The organism is Cobetia sp. 14N.309.X.WAT.E.A4 (assembly GCF_030397495.1).
Lineage (GTDB): Bacteria > Pseudomonadota > Gammaproteobacteria > Pseudomonadales > Halomonadaceae > Cobetia > Cobetia marina.
On the sequence record NZ_JAPNXT010000017.1, the window covers coordinates 18,597 to 39,324 of the forward strand.

Sequence of the window (20,728 nt, forward strand, 5' to 3'; positions counted from 1 at the left end):
ATGATATCGGTGTGGCCTTTGAGAGCCTGCTGGAGGGCAAGGATATGCCGCTGCCAGCCTGCGTGACGGGAAAGCGCCAAGAGTAACGCGACTGCCTTTCCGGGTGTAGCGTCGATCTTTGCCCACACCCGCTGTCGAAGTCAGGCGCCAGAGACAGGAACCGGCATGGAGACAGCCCCGGACCCCCGACCTTTCGCTAATGTCCGCAGGCTTGATCTTTGCCCGTCTGTGGCCCAAGCTGGCTGTATTCAAACGCTTGTATGAAGCGCTGTGGCGAGAGATGACTCTCCTGCGGCGCCTCTGGAAGCTTCGAGTCCGGCGAGGCCGGTTGCCAGCGCATCCATGGCAGAGACCATCCTGCGCCTGACAGCCCCTTCACCCCTTTCTCTTGTGGAGATCCGTGGATGATCTATTCAGGCAAAACGCTATCCGTCGAGGCCAATCAGGACGCCATCGCCCTGTTGACGCTCGACCTTGAAGGCGAATCGGTCAACAAGCTGGCCAGCTACGTACTCAAGGAGCTGGGGGAGGCGGTGGAGGCCATCAAGGCGACGGCCGACCTGAAGGGGCTGGTCATCCGCTCCGCCAAGGAAGCGTTCGTGGTCGGTGCCGATATCACCGAGTTCCATCAGATGTTCGAGAAGGATGAAGCCTTCCTCATCGACATGAACATGACCGTCCATGGCATCTTCAATGCCATCGAGGACCTGCCGTTCCCCACCGTCACCGCCATCAATGGGCTGGCGCTGGGCGGCGGCTGCGAGATCACCCTGACCACCGACTTCCGCGTCATGGCGGACAGCGCGAAGATCGGCCTGCCGGAGACCAAGCTCGGCATCATTCCGGGCTGGGCGGGCTGCGTACGTCTGCCGCGCCTGATCGGGGCGGACAACGCCATCGAATGGATCTGTGGTGGCACCGAGAATCGCGCCGACAAGGCCCTGGCAGTCGGCGCCGTCGATGCCGTGCTGCCGGTGGCCGAGCTGGACGCGGCGGCACTCGACATTCTGGCGCGCGCCAATGCGGGTGAGCTGGACTACATGGCACGGCGTCTCGAGAAGACCTCGCCGCTCAAGCTCAATGCCATCGAGCAGATGATGGCCTTCGAGACCGCCAAGGGCTTCGTGGCAGGCAAGGCCGGCCCGCACTATCCGGCGCCGGTGGAGGCCATCAAGGTCATCCAGAAGGGCGCGGGCGAATCGCGTGAGCGTGCCCAGGCCATCGAGGCCAAGACCTTCGCCCGGATGGCGCTGACCGACGTGGCCTTCAATCTGGTCGGCCTGTTCATGAACGATCAGGTGGTCAAGAAGAAAGCCAAGGGATACGAGAAGCAGGCCAGCAAGATCCAGCAGGCTGCCGTGCTGGGCGCCGGCATCATGGGCGGTGGCATCGCCTATCAGAGCGCCAGCAAGGGCACGCCGATCCTGATGAAGGACATCAATGGCGAGGCCATCGAGCTTGGCCTGAAGGAAGCGCGCAAGCTGTTCGGCAAGGGCGTCGAGCGGGGCAAGCTGACCACCGAGAAGATGGCGCAGGGGCTGTCCAACATTCGCCCGACGCTGTCCTATGGCGATTTCGGCAACGTGGATCTGGTCGTCGAGGCGGTGGTCGAGAACCCCAAGGTCAAGGCGTCGGTGCTGGCCGAGCTCGAGGACAACGTGGCGGATACCACCATCCTGACGTCCAACACCTCGACCATTTCCATCACGCGTCTGGCCGAATCGCTCAAGCGTCCCGAGAACTTCTGCGGCATGCACTTCTTCAACCCGGTGCATCGCATGCCGCTGGTGGAAGTCATCCGTGGTGAGAAATCCAGTGACGCGGCGATCGCCGCGACCGTCGCCTACGCCCGTCAGATGGGCAAGACACCGATCGTCGTCAACGACTGCCCGGGGTTCCTGGTCAACCGCGTGCTGTTCCCCTACTTCGGTGGCTTCAGCCTGCTGGTCGAGAAGGGCGCCGACTATCAGCGCGTCGACAAGGTGATGGAGAAGTTCGGCTGGCCGATGGGCCCGGCCTACCTGCTGGATGTGGTCGGCATGGACACTGCGGTCCACGCCAATGCGGTAATGGCCGAAGGCTTCCCGGATCGCATGGCGCGTGAGGGCAAGACCGCCATTCAGGTGATGTACGACAACAAGCGACTGGGTCAGAAGAATGACCTGGGCTTCTATCGCTATGAGGAAGACCGCAAGGGCAAGCCGAAGAAGCTGCCTGATGAAGCGGCGCAGGCACTGGTCAGTGAAGTGGTCAGCGAGACGCGCGAATTCTCCGATGACGACATCATCGCGCGCATGATGGTGCCGCTGTGCATGGAAACCATCCGGTGTCTGGAAGATGACATTGTCGGTACGCCGGCCGAGGCGGACATGGCCTTGATCTACGGCATCGGTTTCCCGCCGTTCCGTGGTGGCGCACTGCGCTACGTCGATGCCATGGGCGTGGCCGAGTTCGTTGCGCTGGCCGACAGCCTGGCCGATGAGCTGGGGCCGCTGTATCGCCCGACCGAGGCACTGCGTGAGCGTGCCAAGCGCGGCGACGCCTTCTACGCCTGAGCCTTTGATTGCTGAGCACACCCAAGTGGGGCCAGCACTATCCGACCAGAATTTTCGGCTCTCGCGACAGCGAGGGCCATGAGGGAGCCAGACAATGAATCTGAATCCGAGAGATGTGGTAATCGTCGATGGCGTGCGCACTGCCATGGCCAAGGCCAAGAATGGGGCCTTCCGCCACGTGCGCGCCGAGAACCTGTCCGCCGCGGTGATGCAGGCGCTGTTCGACCGCAACCCCGGCCTGGTGCCGGCAGAGGTCGATGACGTCATCTGGGGCTGCGTCAACCAGACCCTGGAACAGGCCATGAACATCGCGCGCAATGCCGCCATCATGACCGGCATCCCGCGCAGCGTGCCGGCGCAGACGGTCAACCGCCTGTGTGGCTCCTCGATGAGCGCGCTGCATATCGCCACCGCCAACATCAAGGCCGGCATGGGCGACTTCTACATCATCGGGGGTGTCGAGCACATGGAGCACGTGCCGATGGCGCATGGGGTCGATGTCAACCCGGCGGCCAGCAAGCACGCGGCCAAGGCCGCGATGATGATGGGCCTGACCGCGGAACTGCTCGGCAAGATGCACGGCGTGAGTCGTGAGCAGCAGGATGAGTTCGGCGTGCGCTCTCACCAGCGTGCCCAGGCGGCCGCCGATGAAGGCCGTTTCGATGACGAGATCATCGGCGTCGAGGGCCATGATGCCGAGGGGCGTCGCGTGATGGTGACCCGTGATGAGGTCATCCGTGGCGATGCCAGCATGGAATCGATGGGCAACCTCAAGCCGGTGTTCGACCCCAAGGGCGGCACCGTGACGGCGGGCACCTCCTCCGCACTTTCCGTGGGTGCCTCGGGCATGGCGGTGATGAGCGCCGAGCGCGCCGAAGCGCTGGGTCTCAAGCCCATCGCCCGCGTACTGTCCACCGGTGTGGCCGGGTGCGATGCCTCCATCATGGGCTACGGCCCGGTACCGGCCTCCAAGCAGGCACTCAAGGCAGCGGGGCTGACCATCGACGATATCCAGACCGTCGAGCTCAATGAGGCCTTCGCGGCGCAATCGATTCCCGTGCTCAAGGACCTCGGCCTGCTGGAACGCGCCGACACGGCGGTCAACCTCAACGGCGGCGCCATCGCGCTGGGGCATCCGCTGGGCTGTTCCGGCTCGCGTATCTGCACCACCTTGCTCAACGTCATGAAGCAGCAGAACACGCGCCTGGGTCTGGCGACCATGTGCATCGGCATGGGGCAGGGGGTCGCGACGGTCTTCGAGCGTCTCGACTGACTGCGCTTCGCCTGAGATGGCGATCACGCACCGGCAGAGTATCTTCAAGCGGCATGTCTTCGGACATGCCGCTTTTTCGTATGCGTGCTTTTGTCTGGAAACGAGAGAGGGGGCGCAGTATCGTGACACGGGGCACTGAAACGCGAAGTCGCCCAGAGCTTGATGATCGAGGTTACGCGAGGGAGTCGCATCGATGGATTGGAACCATGTCGAGCAGGATCTGCCGTGTGCGGCACCGCCACGCCCCCTGCCGCATCCCCTGACGTTCCGGCTGCCTCCGGGCAGCATTGATTGCCATCTTCATGTGTTCGGCGATCCGGTGCGTTATCCGCTGGCGGAAGACAGGACCTACAACCCTGCCGAATTCGGGCTCAAGGACGCGCTGGAAATGCACCACGCGCTTGGCGCCCGTCATGGCGTCCTGATCCAGCCAAGTGTCTATGGCTATGACAATCGCCTGCTGTGCGACAGCCTCGAGAACTGTCGTGAGCGCGGGCTGGATTATCGCGGCATCGCCGTGGTCTCGCCCGAGATCAGTGATGCAGAGCTTGAGCGGCTCTCCAGGCTGGGCGTCTGTGGGGTGCGCCTCAATCTGATCTTCTCCGGCGGGCTGCGCTGGCGTGATGTCGTGCTGCTGGCGGACCGTCTGGCCCGCTTCGACTGGCATCTGGAATGCCTGATCGATGTCTCGACCTTCCGTGACATGGAGGCACGGCTCGGCAGTCTGCCGGTGCCGGTGGTGATCGACCACATGGGCCACCTCGCGGCTTCACGGGGGCCGGAATGTCCCGGTTTCACCGCGCTGTGTCGGATGCTCAAGCAGGGACGTACCTGGGCCAAGCTGTCGGCGCCATATCGACTCACCACCCGGGGACGCCTGCCGTATTCCGATGTCACGGCACTGGCGCGGGCACTGGTTTCCGCCAATCCCGAACGCGTGGTGTGGGGCAGTGACTGGCCGCATCCGCATATCGGGGTCGAGATGCCGGAGGAGGACACGCTGGCGGAATTGATGCAGCGCTGGCTGCCGGAGCGCGAGATGCGCGAGAAGATCTTCCGCGACAATCCACGCAAGCTCTATGGATATCCCGCCTTCGTGAAGTCGAAGGTCGAGGAGGCGCACTGAGCGCGGATCGAGCGCCCACCTGAGTCTCAGGGGCGTGCCGCAATGACAGAAGCCCCCGTCAGTGAACTGACGGGGGCTTCCTGATATGGCTACAGCGTCTTGAACGCCACACGCGTGCCATGGGCCAGCAGGCTGGCATTGTCGACCGGAGTCGTGGGGAGGCCGATCATCTCATCCTGCACTTCCGCCCAGGTCTGCACGCCATGCGTCAGCCCCAGCGGCAGCAACAGGCGACTGACCCACTGCGTGCCGGTGAAGCGCAGGGACTGGCCGTCTTCATCGACCAGACGACTGATGCCGTCGGCATGATGCAGGCGCACCAGATATAGCCCCTGATCCAGCGTCTGGATCTCCACGGTCAGCGTGTTGCCTTCGGCGAGCCATCGACGCAGGGTCTCGACACTGACGCCTTCGCCAAGCAACGGGGGTGTCATCTGCATGGGATCTCCCTCGTGTCAGAGGCACGTCGGACCGTGCCAGGATCACCCCACCTTGTAGGCGTGAGGCAGTTCGGCCAGCGGGCCGCGTCCACCGGCGAGCGTCAGGGCGAGATCCACCATCCCGTCCCAGATAGGCAGCGTCATTCCGCCCTTGATCGCCATGTCGAGTCGCTGCGAGAACAGCAGCAGCTTGTGCAGACGCTTGTGGGGCAGACGATTGAGCGCCTGCTGATAGAAGGGACGCCGCTTGTCGAAGATCATCGGTTTCTGCGCCTTGCAGGCATGCTCGAAACTCTGGCCTTGATCGAGGTGCTGACGCAGCGAGAGCAGGGTGCGCAGCTCGCGCGTCAAGGCCCACAGGATCACCGGCGGCTCGACCCCTTCTCCCCGCAGACCCAGCACGATACGCCCGCTGCGCTCGATCTCGCCCTTCAGGCAGGCATCCGCCAGCGTGAAGACATCATAGCGGGCATTGTCCTCGACCCCCTGGGCGATGGCATTGCCATCCAGGCGTGCGCCCGGCGGGTGCAGCAGCGCCAGCTTCTGCAGCTCCTGGTCCGCGGCCAGCAGATTGCCTTCGATGCGCTCGGCCAGCAGCCGGGCGGCGTCCTGATTCAGTTCCAGGCCATGCAGGCGGGCGCGATCACGAATCCAGAAGCCGAGGCGGGAATGATCCACCGGCCAGACCGCGATGAACACTCCCACCTTCTCGAGCGCCTTGAACCACGCCGTCTGCTGCACCTTGCGGTCGAGGCGTGCGGCGGTGATCAGCAGGATGTCGCCATCCTTCTCGATGCGCTCGGCATAGGCCTTGAGCACCTTGCTGCCTTCCTGGCCGGCGCTCTGGGTGCCCAGGCGAAGCTCGATCAGCTTGCGCGAGGCGAACAGTGACATGCTGGCGGCAGATTCGGTCAGACGGCCCCACTGGAAACCGTTCTCGACGTGAAGGACTTCCCGCTCCTCGACGCCGGCCGCACGCGCCGCGCGCCGGATGGCGTCGCAGCTTTCCTGATGGATCAGAGGCTCGTCGCCCGCCACGATATAGACCGGAGACAGGCGCTTGTTGAGTTGCTCTTCCAGCTTGTCGGGATAGACCTTCATGAATGTCCTTCGATCCTGCACGGGAGAGGGCGGTGACGCTGGATGGCGGCAGACGCACACGGCTCCGCGGTGGTCGGTTGCCCGATAGCGCGGAGCCGTGATGGTGGTGCGGTCTACTGGTGAGCGTCTCGCCAGTTCAGAGAGTTCAGGGGGTGATGGCGCGCAGGCGGTCCATCAGCTGACGACTCAGCTCACGATCATTCTGCTCACCGGCACGTTCACGCACGTCATCGGTGTTGAGCAGGTTGTCGTCGTTGGTGTAGTAGTCGCTGCTGGCTTCCAGCTCCTGCTGGTTGGCCAGGTAGGCACCGTCCGACTTGCGTTGCAGCGAGTAGACGACACGATAGGTCAGCTCGCGCTTGATGCTGCCTGCATCACCAAAGGTGATCTGATGGACATCTTCATTCAGCTTGCCCAGATTCAGGCGCAGTGGTGCATCATCGCTCAGGCGGATGTCGGCCTGCTTGAGCGCTTCGCGCAGCGCGTCGTGGGTATCGGTGTTCGGTGCCTGGACATCGAGTTCGGTGATGGCCATCGGCGTGGCGTCGTAATCGCGCAGCTGGAAGCCACAGCCGCTCAACGTCAGCGCGACGCCAACGCCAATGGCCGCCATCAGGCGGCGAGGAGCCGACCGGCGCGGGGCAGCTGACGCTGCGGTCTCGCCGGGGCTGCGTGATGCGTCCACTGATGCACTGTTGGAATTCGCCTGCGTCACCGTGACCTCCTGTCATGAACGAGTGTCATGAATGTCCTGCGAGAGCGCTGCATGCTCCGGGGATTCCCGTAAGCCATGCCGCGCACGAAATTTGGCTGCCAGCCACCCGCAAGAGGATGCGGATGGCAGGCAGGAGCCCGACGCGCCAAGGCGCCGGGTGCGGGGCGTGCCCCGGTATCGCCTCAGTTGGCGACGATGTTGACCAGCTTGCCCGGTACCACGATGACCTTGCGCACCGTCTTGCCATCGGTGTGCTTGGTGACGTTGGCATCTGCCAGGGCAGCAGCCTCGATGGCATCACGGTCGGCATCGGCGGCGAAGGACAGACGCGCCCGCAGCTTGCCGTTGACCTGCACGACCAGCTCGATGCTGTCCTTCTTCATCGCATCCCTGTCCGCGACCGGCCAGCTGGCGTCGATCACGGCTTCCTCGTGGCCCAGTGTCGCCCACAGCGAGTGGCTGGCATGCGGGATGATCGGTGACAGCAACAGCACGCAGGCCTCGACGGCTTCACGGCTGACGGCCAGGCCCTGCTCGGAGGCGTCCTCGAAGCGGCTGATGGCATTGACCAGCTCCATCACGGCCGCGATGGCGGTGTTGAAGGTGGTACGGCGGCCGATGTCATCGCTGCACTTGGCGATGGTCTCGTGCGTCTTGCGACGCAGCGCCTTCTGGTCATCGTTCAGGCCTGCCACGTCCAACGCGGCCGGGGTGCCGGCAGCGACGTGCTCGTGAACCAGGCGCCAGACGCGCTTGACGAAGCGATGCGCGCCCTCGACACCGGAATCGGACCACTCCAGCGACTGCTCGGGCGGTGCGGCAAACATCATGAACAGACGTACGGTGTCGGCGCCGAAGCGGTCGATCATCGACTGCGGGTCCACGCCGTTGTTCTTGGACTTGGACATCTTCTCGGTGCCGCCGATCTCCACCGGCAGGCCATCGGACTTCAGCACGGCCTTGATGGCACGGCCCTTGTCGTCGGTCTCGACGTCCACGTCCAGCGGGTTGAACCAGTCGCGGCCGCCTTTCTCGTTGATGCGGTAGTAGGTATCCGCGACCACCATGCCCTGGGTCAGCAGCTGCTTGAACGGCTCATCGCTGTCGACCAGGCCGAAGTCCCGCATCAGCTTGTGGAAGAAGCGCGAGTAGAGCAGGTGCAGGATGGCGTGCTCGATGCCGCCGATGTAGTAGTCGACCGGCAGCCAGTAGTTGGCGCGCTCGTCCAGCATGGCCTCGGCATTGTCCGCGCAGCAGAAGCGCGCGTAGTACCAGGAGGACTCCATGAAGGTGTCGAAGGTGTCGGTCTCGCGCTGCCAGCCATCGCCCAGGTCACTGAAGGACGGCATCTTCTTGATCGGCGAACCGCCGGAGGCGTCGAATTCGACTTCCAGTGGCAGCTCGACCGGCAGCTCGTCGTCGGTCAGCGGGATGGATTCGCCATTCGGACCATTCTTGACCGGAATCGGCGCGCCCCAGTAGCGCTGACGCGAGACGCCCCAGTCGCGCAGGCGGAAGTTGGTCTTGACCTCACCACGGCCCTGCTCGACCAGACGTGCGGCGATGGCATCGAAGGCGCTCTCGAAGTCGAGCCCATTGAAGTCGCCGGAGTTGATCAGCACGCCGTGCTCGGTGAAGGCGGCGTCGCTGACGTCAGGCGCGTTGCCGTCGGCATCGGCGATCACGGCTTCGATGGGCAGGCCGTACTTGGTGGCGAATTCGTGGTCGCGCTCGTCGTGGGCCGGCACGGCCATCACGGCACCGGTGCCGTATTCCATCAGCACGAAGTTGGCGACGTAGACCGGCACTTCACGGCCCGTCAGCGGATGGATGGCCTTGAAGCCGGTATCCATGCCGCGTTTTTCCATGGTTGCCATGTCGGCTTCGCTGGTGCCGCCACGCGCGCATTCGGCGTTGAACTCGGCAAGCTCGGCATTGTGCTCTGCCGCGGCCTTGGCCAGCGGGTGAGCGGCGGCGACACCGACGTAGGTCACGCCCATCAGGGTATCCGGACGCGTGGTGAAGACGGTCAGGGATTCCTGCACCTGGCTTGCCTTGGCATCGAGGCCGAAGCTCAGCTCGACACCGCGCGACTTGCCGATCCAGTTGCGCTGCATGGTCTTGACCTGTTCCGGCCACTCGACCTTGTCGAGGTCGGCCAGCAGCTCTTCGGCATAGTCGGTGATGCGCAGGAACCACTGCGGGATTTCCTTGCGCTCGATCAGCGCGCCGGAGCGCCAGCCACGGCCGTCGATGACCTGCTCATTGGCGAGCACGGTCTGGTCCGCCGGGTCCCAGTTGACGATGGAGCTCTTCTTGTAGACGACTCCCTTCTCGACCAGCTTGGCGAAGAACCATTGTTCCCAGCGGTAGTATTCCAGGTCACAGGTCGCGAACTCACGGCTCCAGTCGTAGGCGAAGCCCAGCGCCTTGAGCTGATCGCGCATGTAGGCGATGTTCTCGTGGGTCCACTTGCCCGGCGCGACGTTGTTCTTCATCGCGGCATTTTCCGCCGGCAGGCCGAAGGCATCCCAGCCCATCGGCTGCATCACGTTCTTGCCCTGCATGCGCTGGAAGCGCGAGATCACGTCACCGATGGTGTAGTTACGCACGTGCCCCATGTGCAGCTTGCCGCTGGGGTAGGGGAACATCGACAGGCAGTAGAACTTCTCGCGGTTGGCATCTTCCACCGCCTTGAAGCACTGATTTTTCTCCCAGTACTGCTGGGCAGCCTGTTCGATCTGGTCGGGAGCGTACTGTTGAGACGTATCCTGTGAGTCCATCGGGTCCGTTGCTACCTTGGCGTTGGCCTGTACCTGTCCAAGCGGGCAGGCAGGGCGTGAAGAGATGGGCGGTCCGCTTGGCAAGGCCGCCACTGTCAGCGATGGGGTCAAGTCTACCCCAGACGCCAGGCCTCAGGTAGGGGAGGCGACTGCCATGGCCCGCCGTGAGACCGGTCTTGACAGGGTGACGCGATATCCTGACCTGCGTCACGTCCTGCAGGCGGCCACGAGTGGGTGTGGCTTGTGAAGCAACGCCAACACCACCATGCTTGAGAGAGCGCCCCATGCCTCCCGCAGACCGGGAGACGCTGATGATACAAGGAGAGTCCATGAGCCAACCACGTGAACCCCGTGATCCGCACGATCCCGCCAGTGCCACCACGTCCTCGCATGACAGCGGCTTTGAAGATACCCCGATGCCCTCCCGCCAGCCGCAGGGCGAAGGGGAAGGACGTCTCGGCGATGCCTATGGGCGAATCCTGACGCGTCTGGAAGACAGCAGCGGCGAGTTGTCCTGGGAAGGGCTCAAGGCCGAGCTGGATGAAGCGGTGAAGTTCGAGGCCGAGGTCGAGGAGTTCACCCGTGACGAGCTGGCGCTGCTGCGTGCCTGGGTCGAGCGGGACATGCAGGAATTCCGTCGCCACCTGGCGGCCGGTGGCGAAGGGGTCGCCAGCTGGCTGGGGATTGATCTCGACGTGCTGTCGCGCAGCGTCAGTTCCGCGCTGATGTCCATCGCGGATCGCACCGTGGTGGACCGCGCGCACTTCGAGGAAGACCTCGAGGCCGCTCGCGCCGACTACACCAGTGGAGAAGTCATCGCGCCGGGGCTGCTGCACTGCGTGCATTGCGAGGCCATCACGACCTTGACGCGCCCCAGCGTACTGGAGCCCTGCCATGCCTGTGGGCACCGTTTCTTCGCACGCGGGGCGCCGCAACCCGCGCCATCAACCGATGCGGACCCCCGGGACTGATGGCGACACCGCACGACTGGTTCCTGCCAGCGCATCAGGAGTGGACGGCAGGGCATCGCGCCCGAGCCGTCCAGTGCATGATCGCGCATTTCAATCAACAGGCTCGCCCGCGTGCCGCGGGCCTCTTCAAGCAGGTGTCCTACTACCTGTTCCTGCTGGGGGATTATCGCGCTGCCGGTCAGATACTCGGCCAGGGTTGTGATGAATGCCCCGAGGATGAAGAAATCGCCCTCAATCGGGTGGTATGCCTGTCGCGGGCGGGTGATGCGTCAGGGGCCATCGCCGCTGGGCAGAGGCTGGTCGATGGAGGAAGCCGCAATCCGGTACTGTTCGATGCATTGGCCTCCTGCTGTGCACGCCTGGGGCGCCATGCTCAGGCACGTGGCTTCGGCAGTCGCGCATTGGAGCTCAAGGATGTCGCGTACGGAGACCAGCCGCTTGCCAAGGACTGGGCATTGCCCTCCAGAGCCCCATCGGCGGTGGCAGCCGGCAAGCGGCGAGTGCTGTCCTATGGTCTCTGGGGCCAGGGGCCGCGTTATCTGAATGGCATGTTGCATAACCTGTTGCTGGCACCGGTGCTCTACCCGGGCTGGCAGGTGCGGCTGTATCACGACGACAGTGTGCCAGAGGATTTTCTGGACATCGCCCGGCAGCTGGACGCCGAGCTGGTGGAACGTCCGAAGACCGACTCACTCAGACAGCGGCTGTGCTGGCGATTTGCGGTCGCGGATGATCCCGGCGTTGGCTATTTCCTGGTGCGGGACTGCGACAGTGTCATCAGTCTTCGCGAGGTACGAGCCGTGCAGATGTGGCTGACATCCGGGCGTTTCTTCCATGTGATGCGCGATTGGTGGACGCATACCGATCTCGTGCTGGCGGGACTCTGCGGAGGTATCGCCGGGGTGCTGCCCTCGATGGAGGGGATGCTGGCGGACTGGAGTCCCCGGCAGGTGGAAACCCCGAACATCGATCAATGGTTTCTCAAGGAGCGCGTCTGGCGCTATCTGCGTACCAGCCTCATGAGCCATGACCGCTGTTATTCGCTGAAGGTGAACTCGCGCGCCAGCCTGGCGTTTCCCGATGATGTGCTGGGTGAGTTTCCCGCGGGCAATGCCCATGTCGGATGCGATGAATGGACGCGGGACCCGGCTTTTCAGCGTCGCCAGCTGGGGCCCTGGCTCAGGCAGGCCAGCTGGATGCAGGAGGTCACCTGAGAGCGTGAGCGTGGCAGGGTGGCATTGATGACCAGAGACACGACGGGCTGCCCATGGGCAGCCCGTCGTGTCTCTGGTCGGTGGCCTCGATGCGTCTAGCGACCCACCAGCCAGCCGATCCACTCGTGCAGTGCCCAGCGTGACTGGGTCAGCGCGGAGCTGTTGGGAATCCAGGCATCGATTCCCAGCCCGGAGACGGTGGTGTATCCCACCGGGGCCGGAATGATGGTGCGGAAGCCCTGATTCTGGAAATTGCGCATCGCGCGCGGCATGTGCCAGGCACTGGTGACCAGCACGATCTTGTTGATGTCGTCTTCCTTGAGCATCTCGCGAGTGTAGCGCGCATTCTGCTGGGTATTCTCGCTGCGGTTCTCAAGCCAGCGCGCCGGGTAATCGAATTCATCGATCAGCGAGCGCTGCATCAGTTCCGCCAGGGTGCCATCGTCCGATGACGAGACCTTGCCGCCGGTCAGCAGGATCGGCAGCTCGGCGTTGCGCGCGACCCGCACGCCTTCGTCCAGCCGGCTGAGCGTCTCGCCGTTGATCCGGTCTCGTCCCTGCAGCTCCGGCGCATTGTAGTAACGGCCACCGGACAGCACGACCACCGCCTGAGCCTGAATCCATTCCGCCGGTGCACTGGGCTGAATGCGCTCAAGCCCGGCCATCAGGCGTGTGGAGACGACCGGTGACGCCAGGAGCCACATGCCAAGAATGGCCAGTGCCATCAACGCCCGCGCCAGAGTCGGCCAGCGCTTGAGGATCAGCATGGTCAGGATCAGCAGCAGCAGCGGGCCGCCGGGTGGCAGTATCAGGTCCTTGATGATGCCGAGAAACTCGGTGAAGCCCATGATGGTCTCGCTTGTTCAGAGGCGCTGCCGGGCATCTCCCGGCAGCGGATAGGGGGAGCAGCGTATCAGCTGGACGCCTTCATGCCACGGCGTGCCGCCAGACGTTCACCGATGCCCAGCATCAGGCTCGGTGCCAGCAGCAGGCCCACCAGAATCCATATCGGCAGCAGTCCGAAGCGCATCCAGGGCGTCATGCCCAGCTGCAGGCGGATGTCGCCGGTGACGGTCGCCTCCTCGAACTGCGGGGCGCGGGCAATGATCTCCCCCTGTGGCGAGATGATCGCCGTCACCCCGTTGCTGGTCGCGCGCAGCAGGAAACGTCCGTTTTCCAGTGCGCGAATCTGTGCCATCTGCAGGTGCTGGAGTGGCCCGATGGAGTGACCGAACCAGGTGTCATTGGACACGGTCAGCAGCACGGTCGAGCTCAGCGCCCGCTGGCGAACCAGCTCCGGATAGACGATCTCGTAGCAGATGGCGACCCCGATACGCAGCCCGCTCACGAACAGCGGTTCCTGCTGACTGTCGCCTGATTGCATGCTCGACATCGGCAGGTCTAAGAAGCCGATGATGCCACGCAACCAGCTCTCCAGCGGCACATATTCTCCGAAGGGCACCAGATGTTCCTTGCGGTACTGGGCCGAAGGGTCATCGATGGGGATCACGCTGTTGTAGAAGCGGTTGTCGGCGTCGCGCTCGACGATGCCGGTGATCAGCCCGGTCTTGGGAGGCAGCGTCGCCTGGATGCGTTCCAGGAAGGGTTCGGCCTGATCGCGCAGCATCGGCAGTGCGGTTTCCGGCCACACGATCAGGTCGGCATCGTCCTGCACGGCCCGGGTCATCGCGGCATAGGTATTGGCCGCGCGTCGCTGGCCCTCGGCGCTCCACTTGATCAGCTGCGGCAGGTTGCCCTGCAGCAGCGCGACGCGTGCCGGCTCTCCGCCGGGATGCGTCCAGCTGGTCGGCAGCAGCAGACCCGCCCCCCACAGCACCACCAATGGCACGAGGGTCAGCCAGCGCCGCCTGAGCGCCAGGTTCCACAGCAACGCACCGGACAGCGCGATGATCAGCGAGACGCCGTAGACCCCGAGTATCGGCACCCAATTGGCCAGCGGCGACCCCACCGCACTGTTGCCCAGCAGCAGCCACGGGAAGCCGGTGAAGGCCCAGGTGCGAAACAGCTCACTGATGACGAAGACGGCAGCGAACGACAGCACGTCCAGCTGGCGTGAGCAGAAGCGTTGCCACAGCCCCATCCACAGCATCGGGAATAGCGCCATGGTAGCGACGAACAGCATCGTCAGCAGCACGGCCAGCGGCATGCCGGTATAGCCGTAGTCATGGATCGAGACATAGACCCAGCTGGCGCCACTGCCGAACAGACCGACGCCATACCACCAGGCGCGCAGGAAGCCACCGCTCGGCATGCGCAGGGCGCCGTAGAGCAGCCCCGCACCCACCGGGCCCAGCCACCATTGCTCGAAGGGGGCGAAACTCAGGGTGATCAAGACACCGGCGATCAGAGCCAGCAGGTGGCCCAGCGCATTGCTCAACGACGACGTGCCCCTGAAGGCCGCCGGGTGAGGTGATTCGGACATGCCGCTCTCCTTGTAAAATGCCAGACACACCGTCGGGCATGTCTGGCATTGTCCTCTATCGATTCAGCCTGGCATCAGCGCCATGGGTCACTCACCGCTGATGTGCGCGCGATGCTCAGCGGAGGGCGGGGCATCACCGGTGGCATCTTCCAGGCGGCAGACCTGCACCTGGCGAATGCGACGGTTGTCGGCATTGAGCACGGTGAAGCGCCAGCCGGCGAAGTCGGTCGACTCCTGGCGACGTGGCATGTGACCGAAGCGCTGGATCATCAGACCGCCGATGGTATCGAACTCTTCATCCGGGAAGTCGGTGGCGAAGTGCTCGTTGAAGTCCTCGATGGTGGTCAGGGCGCTGACGGCGAACTGGCCGTCGCCCAGCTCACGGATATCCTCATCCTCATCGGTGTCGTGCTCATCCTCGATGTCGCCGACGATCTGCTCGAGAATGTCCTCGATGGTAATCAGGCCCGCGGTGCCGCCGTATTCATCGATGACCACCGCCATGTGATTGCGGGTCTCGCGGAATTCCTTGAGCAGGCTGTTGAGGCGCTTGGACTCCGGGATGAACATGGCCGGACGGATGGCTTCGCGTAGATCGAAGCGCTTGCGCTCGCTGTCGTTCTGCAGGATCAGCGGCAGCAGGTCCTTGGCCAGCAGGATGCCGAGCACCTCGTCGAGGTTCTCGTCGATGACGGGATAGCGGGAATGCGCCGATTCGAGGATCAGCGGCAGGTACTCCTCAGGACGCTGATCGACCTGGATGGCCTGCATCTGGGAGCGGGGGATCATCACCTCGCGGACTTGCTGGTCACTGATTTCCAGCGCGCCCTCGATGATGGCAATCGCATCCTGATCGAGATTGAGGCGTGGGCCTACCTCGGTCAGGAACTGAAGCAGCTCACTGCGGGAGCTGGGTTCGTCGGTGTCGCTTGAGAAGGCGCCGAACAGCTTATCGAGCCAGGATTTCGAATGGCTTCCCGATCGGTCTTCGCTCATGCGTTAGTTTCTCTTTTCCTCGGTGGCGATACCCCATCGTCGTGGGGGTATCGGGGCTGCCGGGTGACGCCTGGACGAACCAGGCATTACCCGACGGCGGGTGCTGCCGATGCGAAAGGGCATCGGCATCATTGATTCTCTTCCCGGTAGGGGTCGGCAATGCCCAGCCCTGCCAGCACGTCACGCTCGAGGGCTTCCATATGCTCGGCGTCATCGTCCTCGATATGGTCATAACCTAGCAAGTGCAAGGTGCCATGCACGAGCATATGGGCAAAATGGTCCTCGAGGGACTTGCCCTGAGCGGCCGCTTCCCGCGCCACGACGTGTACGCTGATGACGAGGTCGCCGAGAAAGCGCGAGGCGTCGTCCGCCTCATCCGCGGCCTCATCCTCAGCCGTCATCAGTTCCGGGGTCTGCGGCGCCTCAGCATCCCCCACGCCACCTGACTCCAGCATGACATCGTCGTCAGCGGCGTCGCCCTGAGGCTGGCCGTCGAGGCCGGCGTCTTCACCGTCATCGAATCCCGGAGCTTCCTCGGCGAAACGCTCCGCCAGTTCGGCCGGCAGGGCGAAGTCGTCGAGATCCAGTGGCTCATGCGGGAAGGACAGCACATTGGTGGAGGAATCCTTGCCGCGATAGTCGCGGTTGAGCCCGCGGCTTTCTTCCTCTTCCACCAGGCGCACGGTCAGCTCGTAGGGGGTGTCATCCGCCTCGCCGTCACTCTGCAGGGCGTCATCGGCCATGGCCCCTGCCAGCGCCGCGGCCACCCAGGCCTCGAGCTGATGGCTCGCCGGCAACGGCTGGCCATCGATCTCGCTCTCGGTGACAGCGAGTTGCAGGTCCACGACCACGGCAGGTGCCTGGCTCACTGAGCACCCCCATTGCCGGAGGGCCTGTCACTGGACGAGCTGTTCTCGAAGGGCGGCGTGCTGCCCTGGGCATTGAGTGCCGCCATGCGCGCTTCGCGCTCGGCCTGGCGCTTCTCGCGACGCTCGCCTTCCTGCTTCTCTTCCTCGGCCTCGAAGCTGTCGTAGGCCTCGACGATGCGCTGCACCAGCGGGTGACGCACCACGTCCTTGGCGAGGAAGCGGGTAATGCTGATCCCCGGGGTGTCCTTGAGCACTTCCAGCACGTGCGCAAGGCCCGACTGGGTACCACGCGGCAGGTCGACCTGCGAGACATCCCCGGTGATGACGGCGGTGGAGCCGAAACCGATGCGCGTCAGGAACATCTTCATCTGTTCGCGCGTGGTGTTCTGGGACTCATCGAGAATGATGTAGGCATTGTTGAGCGTCCGGCCACGCATGTAGGCCAGCGGGGCGATCTCGATGATCTGGCGCTCGATCATCTTGTTGACGTGCTCGAAGCCGAGCATCTCGTAGAGGGCGTCATAGAGCGGGCGCAGGTAGGGGTCGATCTTCTGGGCCAGATCACCGGGCAGGAAGCCGAGCTTCTCGCCGGCCTCGACCGCAGGACGCACCAGCAGGATGCGGCGCACTTCCTGATTGTTGAGCGCTTCCACCGCAGCGGCGACGGCCAGATAGGTCTTGCCGGTACCGGCCGGGCCGATGCCGAAGTTGATGTCGTGGTTGCGCATCTCGGTGACGTAACCCTGCTGGTTGAAGCCGCGCGGGCGGACCAGCACCTTGGGAGTACGAATCACCACGTCGCCGTAGCTGACGTCCTGGTCTTCCGCGGCTTCCACCAGTGCCTCGACACCGGATTCCTGCAGGAAGAGATGGACGGTCTCGGCATCGACTTCCCCGGCACCGGTCTCGCGATAGAGGTGCTCCAGCACGTTGGCTGCGGCCTTGACGGCAGCCGAGGGGCCGGCGATCTGGAAGTCGTTGCCGCGGTTGCGCAGGGTGACACCGAGTCGGGATTCGATCAGCTTGAGGTGCTCGTCGCGCTGACCGGTCAGGCTGGCCAGACGCTGTGGGTCTGCCGGCTCGAGCGTCATGTTGAGAATGCGATTGGCTTGCTGGGGCTGGTGGCTCAAGGCGTCGAATGTCCTGATGCAGGTGAATGCGTGAGTCGCGGTGGGCAAGGAATTCACCTGAGTGAAACCCGGCTGCCACGTCGTTGAGAAGAGCTTAATGCGCGATGGCCGTACAGGGCAATTGTCCTGTACGGCCAACGTGGCTATCCGCTTGATAGTGGGGGCTGATGGCGCCTCGTCAATCCCTGGGGCGACGAGTGATCAATAGCGATAGGGAGAGGCGAGCTCGCCACGCAGCGAATTGGGATAGGCCTCGGTGATCTCGACATCCACCAGGTAGCCGATCAGCTCGGTCGGGTTGGCGGCGCGGAAGTTGACCACGCGATTGTTCTCGGTGCGCCCGGACAGCAGGCCCGGATCACGCGGCGAGAACCCGGAGACCAGAATGCGCTGGGTGGTGCCGACCATCTTGCGCCCGATCTGCATCGCCTGCTGATTGATGCGCTCCTGCAGGATCATCAGGCGCTCCTTCTTCACCTCCTCGGGCGTATCATCCTCGAGGCTGGCCGCCGGGGTGCCGGGGCGCGCCGAGTAGATGAAGCTGAAGGAATGATCGAAGCCGATCTGGCCGATCAGGTCCATGGTGTCCATGAAGTCCTGATCCGTCTCGCCCGGGAAGCCGACGATGAAGTCGGAAGAGAAGCTGATGTCCGGACGCAGTGCACGGATGCGCTCGAGCTTGTCGATGTAGAGATCACGCTCGTGGCCACGCTTCATCGCCGCCAGAATGCGGTTGGAGCCTGACTGCACCGGCAGGTGCAGGTGGCTGACCAGCTCGGGGATCTCGCCGAAGGCCTCGATCAGCGAGTCCTTGAACTCCAGCGGATGCGAGGTGGTGAAGCGGATGCGGTCGATCCCCTCGACCTGCGCCACGCAGCTGATCAGCTCGGCCAGGTCGATCTCCTCGCCCAGCAGGTTGAGGCCGGCGTAGGCATTGACGTTCTGGCCCAGCAGATTGATCTCGCGCACACCCTGGTCGGCCAGATGGATGACTTCATCCATCACCTTCTCGAAGGGGCGGGAGACTTCCTCACCACGGGTGTAGGGCACCACGCAGAAGGTGCAGTACTTGGAGCAGCCTTCCATCACCGAGACGAAGGCGCTGGCGCCGTCGCTCTTGGGCGCGGGCAGGTTGTCGAACTTCTCGATCTCCGGGAAGGTCACGTCGACCACGGAGATCTGCTTGAGGCTCTCGCGACGCGTATTGAGCATCTTCGGCACGCGGTGCAGGGTCTGCGGGCCGAAGACCATGTCCACATGTGGCGCGCGCTTGCGCAGGTTGTCGCCTTCCTGACTGGCCACGCAGCCGCCGACACCGATCACCAGGTCCGGATTCTTCTCCTTGAGCTTCTTCCAGCGTCCCAGCTGATGGAACACCTTCTCCTGCGCCTTCTCGCGGATGGAGCAGGTGTTGAGCAGGATGACGTCTGCCTCGGATTCGTCGCTGGTGACTTCCATCTGGTGCGATTCGCCGAGCAGATCCGCCATGCGCGCGGAGTCATACTCGTTCATCTGGCAGCCGTGGGTCTTGATGAAGAGTTTCTTCGCCATTGCCTTGTGTGAACGCTCTGAGCTGCGCGCCGAACCTTCGTTCACTCCCGGCTCTCGACACCTTGGGTGGCGGAGGGCTTGAGAAGCGGTCAGGAGAAGGGGCGCGACTTGTGATGAATGAGCCCCGAGGCCTGAGCCTGGCGGGAATCGAGGGCTCGGCAGCCTTGAGACGTGATGCTCACTGCGTGCCTGAGCCGAAATCAGGACGGCATAGTATAGGAGTCTGACGGGCATGCGGCCAGCCCTCAGACCGTGGCGGCCCCTGCAAGCTCTGGGGTTTCTCATGGAAATGTCGGGGGCGGGACGGGAGTGGCGAGAGGCTTGCACGCATGGCTTCAGGCTGAGGGTGGCTGTGGTATCCTCACGGGCAGATTGGCGACGTCCGCGTGTGATATCCGTCTCAAGCCCGTGTTGCAGGGCAAACAGGCAGCTGTCAATAGCTTGATTTATTGAGGTTTTCATGCCGACAGTGGCGGCACTGGTGCTGGTCAAAAAATAAACGATTTGTTGGCGGGGCAGGCATTTCGCCGTGCGCGGACCTTCCATCGTCACGTTGTCCCAAGACTTATCCACAGAAAGTGTGGATGTCTGATGACAGCGAAATATCTACTACGTCCCAGCGGTATAGTGATGTCAGGCAGGAAGCCTCGCGTCACGCAACCTGTCAGACAGCGCATGGGCAGATCAAGGCATGTCACGGCATGCCGACAAGCGGTCGACGGTGTTCGGCAGATGCGTTCGGAAGCCTCGATTCCGATGCCTGCTCGTCAGCGGCGACCACCGCCCTCAGACACCCATGAAGAACGCGACATGATGCGATCACTCACTCTCAGCACCTTTTCCCTTCGTTCACTCGGCAGCGTGAGCCTGCGCTCATTGCGCCGTGCCTTGCTTGGGCTTGGCGTCACCGGCAGCCTGATGCTGGGACTGTCTGCACCGCTGGCCAATGCCGCGAGCGAGCGTTGGGTCTCTGACAATCTCACCACCTTCGTGCGCAGCGGCCCCACCGATGGTTACCGTATCGTGGGCACGGTGGAGGCCGGGCAGCCGGTCGAGCTGCTCGACGTCCAGAATGACTACAGCAAGATCCGCACCGCCAGCGGTGACGTGGTCTGGCTGCCTTCCGCCGACCTTCAGGACACGCGCAGCGTCAATGCGCGTGTGCCGGCCCTCAGCAGCAAGGTCAAGGAGCTTACGGCCAGGCTCGATGGCATCAATGACGAGTGGGAAACCCGGGTCTCGGACATGAAGGCTGGCCTCGAGACGCGTCAGGCGCGCATCGAGGAGCTGGAAGCCTCCAGCAACAGCCAGTCCGCGGAGCTTGAGCAGGCCCGCAGCAAGATGCGCAAGATGCAGGCGCTGCTGGACACCCAGAAGCAGGACCTGCTGATGCGTTACTTCATGTATGGCGGTGGTGTGGCCGGTGCCGGACTGCTGGTCGGCCTGATCGTGCCGCACCTGCCGCGCCGCAAGAAGAAGCGTCACGGTTTCCTGTAATTCGTGAAGGTCTCCACTCGCCCGAGTGTCGCCGCACTCGGGCATCTCCAGATTCCAGGAGGGC

General features: G+C 63.7%; 16 protein-coding genes. 6 read left to right on the plus strand and 10 right to left on the minus strand.

Annotated elements, in window-relative coordinates:
* The first annotated feature begins 404 nt into the window (after window positions 1-404).
* From fadB to OW493_RS16525, 3 genes are all read left to right on the plus strand, one after another.
* Entirely contained in the window at window positions 405-2,555 is a 2,151-nt protein-coding gene (gene fadB / locus OW493_RS16515) for a fatty acid oxidation complex subunit alpha FadB (protein ID WP_077371369.1), read from the plus strand.
* 94 nt (window positions 2,556-2,649) lie between these two features.
* Window positions 2,650-3,828, plus strand: coding sequence for an acetyl-CoA C-acyltransferase FadA (fadA, locus tag OW493_RS16520; RefSeq protein ID WP_136938374.1), 1,179 nt, complete (start codon window positions 2,650-2,652; stop codon window positions 3,826-3,828).
* 193 nt (window positions 3,829-4,021) lie between these two features.
* Window positions 4,022-4,954 carry an amidohydrolase family protein gene (locus OW493_RS16525; protein WP_077371374.1) on the plus strand — a complete coding sequence of 311 codons (933 nt, stop codon included), beginning with the start codon at window positions 4,022-4,024 and terminating at the stop codon, window positions 4,952-4,954.
* 89 nt (window positions 4,955-5,043) lie between these two features.
* Here the strand turns inward: OW493_RS16525 and OW493_RS16530 are convergent, their stop codons facing one another.
* The 4 genes from OW493_RS16530 to leuS all read right to left on the minus strand — a co-directional run bounded on the left by OW493_RS16530 (window position 5,044) and on the right by leuS (window position 9,993).
* Complete coding sequence (locus OW493_RS16530) at window positions 5,044-5,394, minus strand: DUF6482 family protein (protein ID WP_103751361.1); 351 nt, start codon at window positions 5,392-5,394, stop codon at window positions 5,044-5,046.
* A gap of 42 nt (window positions 5,395-5,436) precedes the next feature.
* Window positions 5,437-6,495 (minus strand): DNA polymerase III subunit delta, encoded by a 1,059-nt coding sequence (holA, locus tag OW493_RS16535; RefSeq protein WP_077371377.1) that lies wholly within the window; start codon window positions 6,493-6,495, stop codon window positions 5,437-5,439.
* A 145-nt stretch (window positions 6,496-6,640) separates the two neighbouring features.
* On the minus strand, window positions 6,641-7,210 hold the full coding sequence (lptE, locus tag OW493_RS16540; protein WP_084209267.1) for an LPS assembly lipoprotein LptE: 570 nt from the start codon (window positions 7,208-7,210) through the stop codon (window positions 6,641-6,643).
* A 182-nt stretch (window positions 7,211-7,392) separates the two neighbouring features.
* Window positions 7,393-9,993 carry a leucine--tRNA ligase gene (gene leuS, locus OW493_RS16545; RefSeq protein ID WP_077371384.1) on the minus strand — a complete coding sequence of 867 codons (2,601 nt, stop codon included), beginning with the start codon at window positions 9,991-9,993 and terminating at the stop codon, window positions 7,393-7,395.
* Window positions 9,994-10,322: 329 nt separating this feature from the next.
* On the opposite strand from leuS, the gene OW493_RS16550 reads away from it, so the two are divergent.
* Both OW493_RS16550 and OW493_RS16555 read left to right on the plus strand, forming a co-directional pair.
* On the plus strand, window positions 10,323-10,964 hold the full coding sequence (locus tag OW493_RS16550) for a zinc ribbon-containing protein (RefSeq protein ID WP_308477992.1): 642 nt from the start codon (window positions 10,323-10,325) through the stop codon (window positions 10,962-10,964).
* Window positions 10,964-12,178 carry a hypothetical protein gene (locus tag OW493_RS16555; protein ID WP_289864942.1) on the plus strand — a complete coding sequence of 405 codons (1,215 nt, stop codon included), beginning with the start codon at window positions 10,964-10,966 and terminating at the stop codon, window positions 12,176-12,178. The genes OW493_RS16550 and OW493_RS16555 overlap by 1 nt, the downstream gene beginning before the upstream one ends.
* 95 nt (window positions 12,179-12,273) lie before the next feature.
* On the opposite strand, the gene OW493_RS16560 is transcribed toward OW493_RS16555, so the two are convergent.
* The 6 genes from OW493_RS16560 to miaB all read right to left on the minus strand — a co-directional run bounded on the left by OW493_RS16560 (window position 12,274) and on the right by miaB (window position 19,167).
* The gene (locus tag OW493_RS16560) at window positions 12,274-13,026 is read right to left on the minus strand and encodes a YdcF family protein (protein ID WP_077371390.1); all 753 of its coding nucleotides are present in this window, start codon (window positions 13,024-13,026) and stop codon (window positions 12,274-12,276) included.
* 65 nt (window positions 13,027-13,091) lie between these two features.
* Complete coding sequence (lnt, locus tag OW493_RS16565; RefSeq protein WP_077371393.1) at window positions 13,092-14,621, minus strand: apolipoprotein N-acyltransferase; 1,530 nt, start codon at window positions 14,619-14,621, stop codon at window positions 13,092-13,094.
* An 87-nt stretch (window positions 14,622-14,708) separates the two neighbouring features.
* Complete coding sequence (locus tag OW493_RS16570) at window positions 14,709-15,617, minus strand: transporter associated domain-containing protein (RefSeq protein WP_077371396.1); 909 nt, start codon at window positions 15,615-15,617, stop codon at window positions 14,709-14,711.
* A 128-nt stretch (window positions 15,618-15,745) separates the two neighbouring features.
* The gene (gene ybeY, locus OW493_RS16575) at window positions 15,746-16,360 is read right to left on the minus strand and encodes an rRNA maturation RNase YbeY (protein ID WP_176493268.1); all 615 of its coding nucleotides are present in this window, start codon (window positions 16,358-16,360) and stop codon (window positions 15,746-15,748) included.
* A 122-nt stretch (window positions 16,361-16,482) separates the two neighbouring features.
* Window positions 16,483-17,577 (minus strand): PhoH family protein, encoded by a 1,095-nt coding sequence (locus OW493_RS16580; protein WP_077373065.1) that lies wholly within the window; start codon window positions 17,575-17,577, stop codon window positions 16,483-16,485.
* Window positions 17,578-17,817: 240 nt separating this feature from the next.
* On the minus strand, window positions 17,818-19,167 hold the full coding sequence (gene miaB, locus OW493_RS16585) for a tRNA (N6-isopentenyl adenosine(37)-C2)-methylthiotransferase MiaB (RefSeq protein ID WP_077373068.1): 1,350 nt from the start codon (window positions 19,165-19,167) through the stop codon (window positions 17,818-17,820).
* A gap of 810 nt (window positions 19,168-19,977) precedes the next feature.
* Here miaB and OW493_RS16590 point away from each other — a divergent pair.
* Window positions 19,978-20,664, plus strand: coding sequence for a TIGR04211 family SH3 domain-containing protein (locus OW493_RS16590; protein WP_307722825.1), 687 nt, complete (start codon window positions 19,978-19,980; stop codon window positions 20,662-20,664).
* Window positions 20,665-20,728 lie beyond the last annotated feature (64 nt).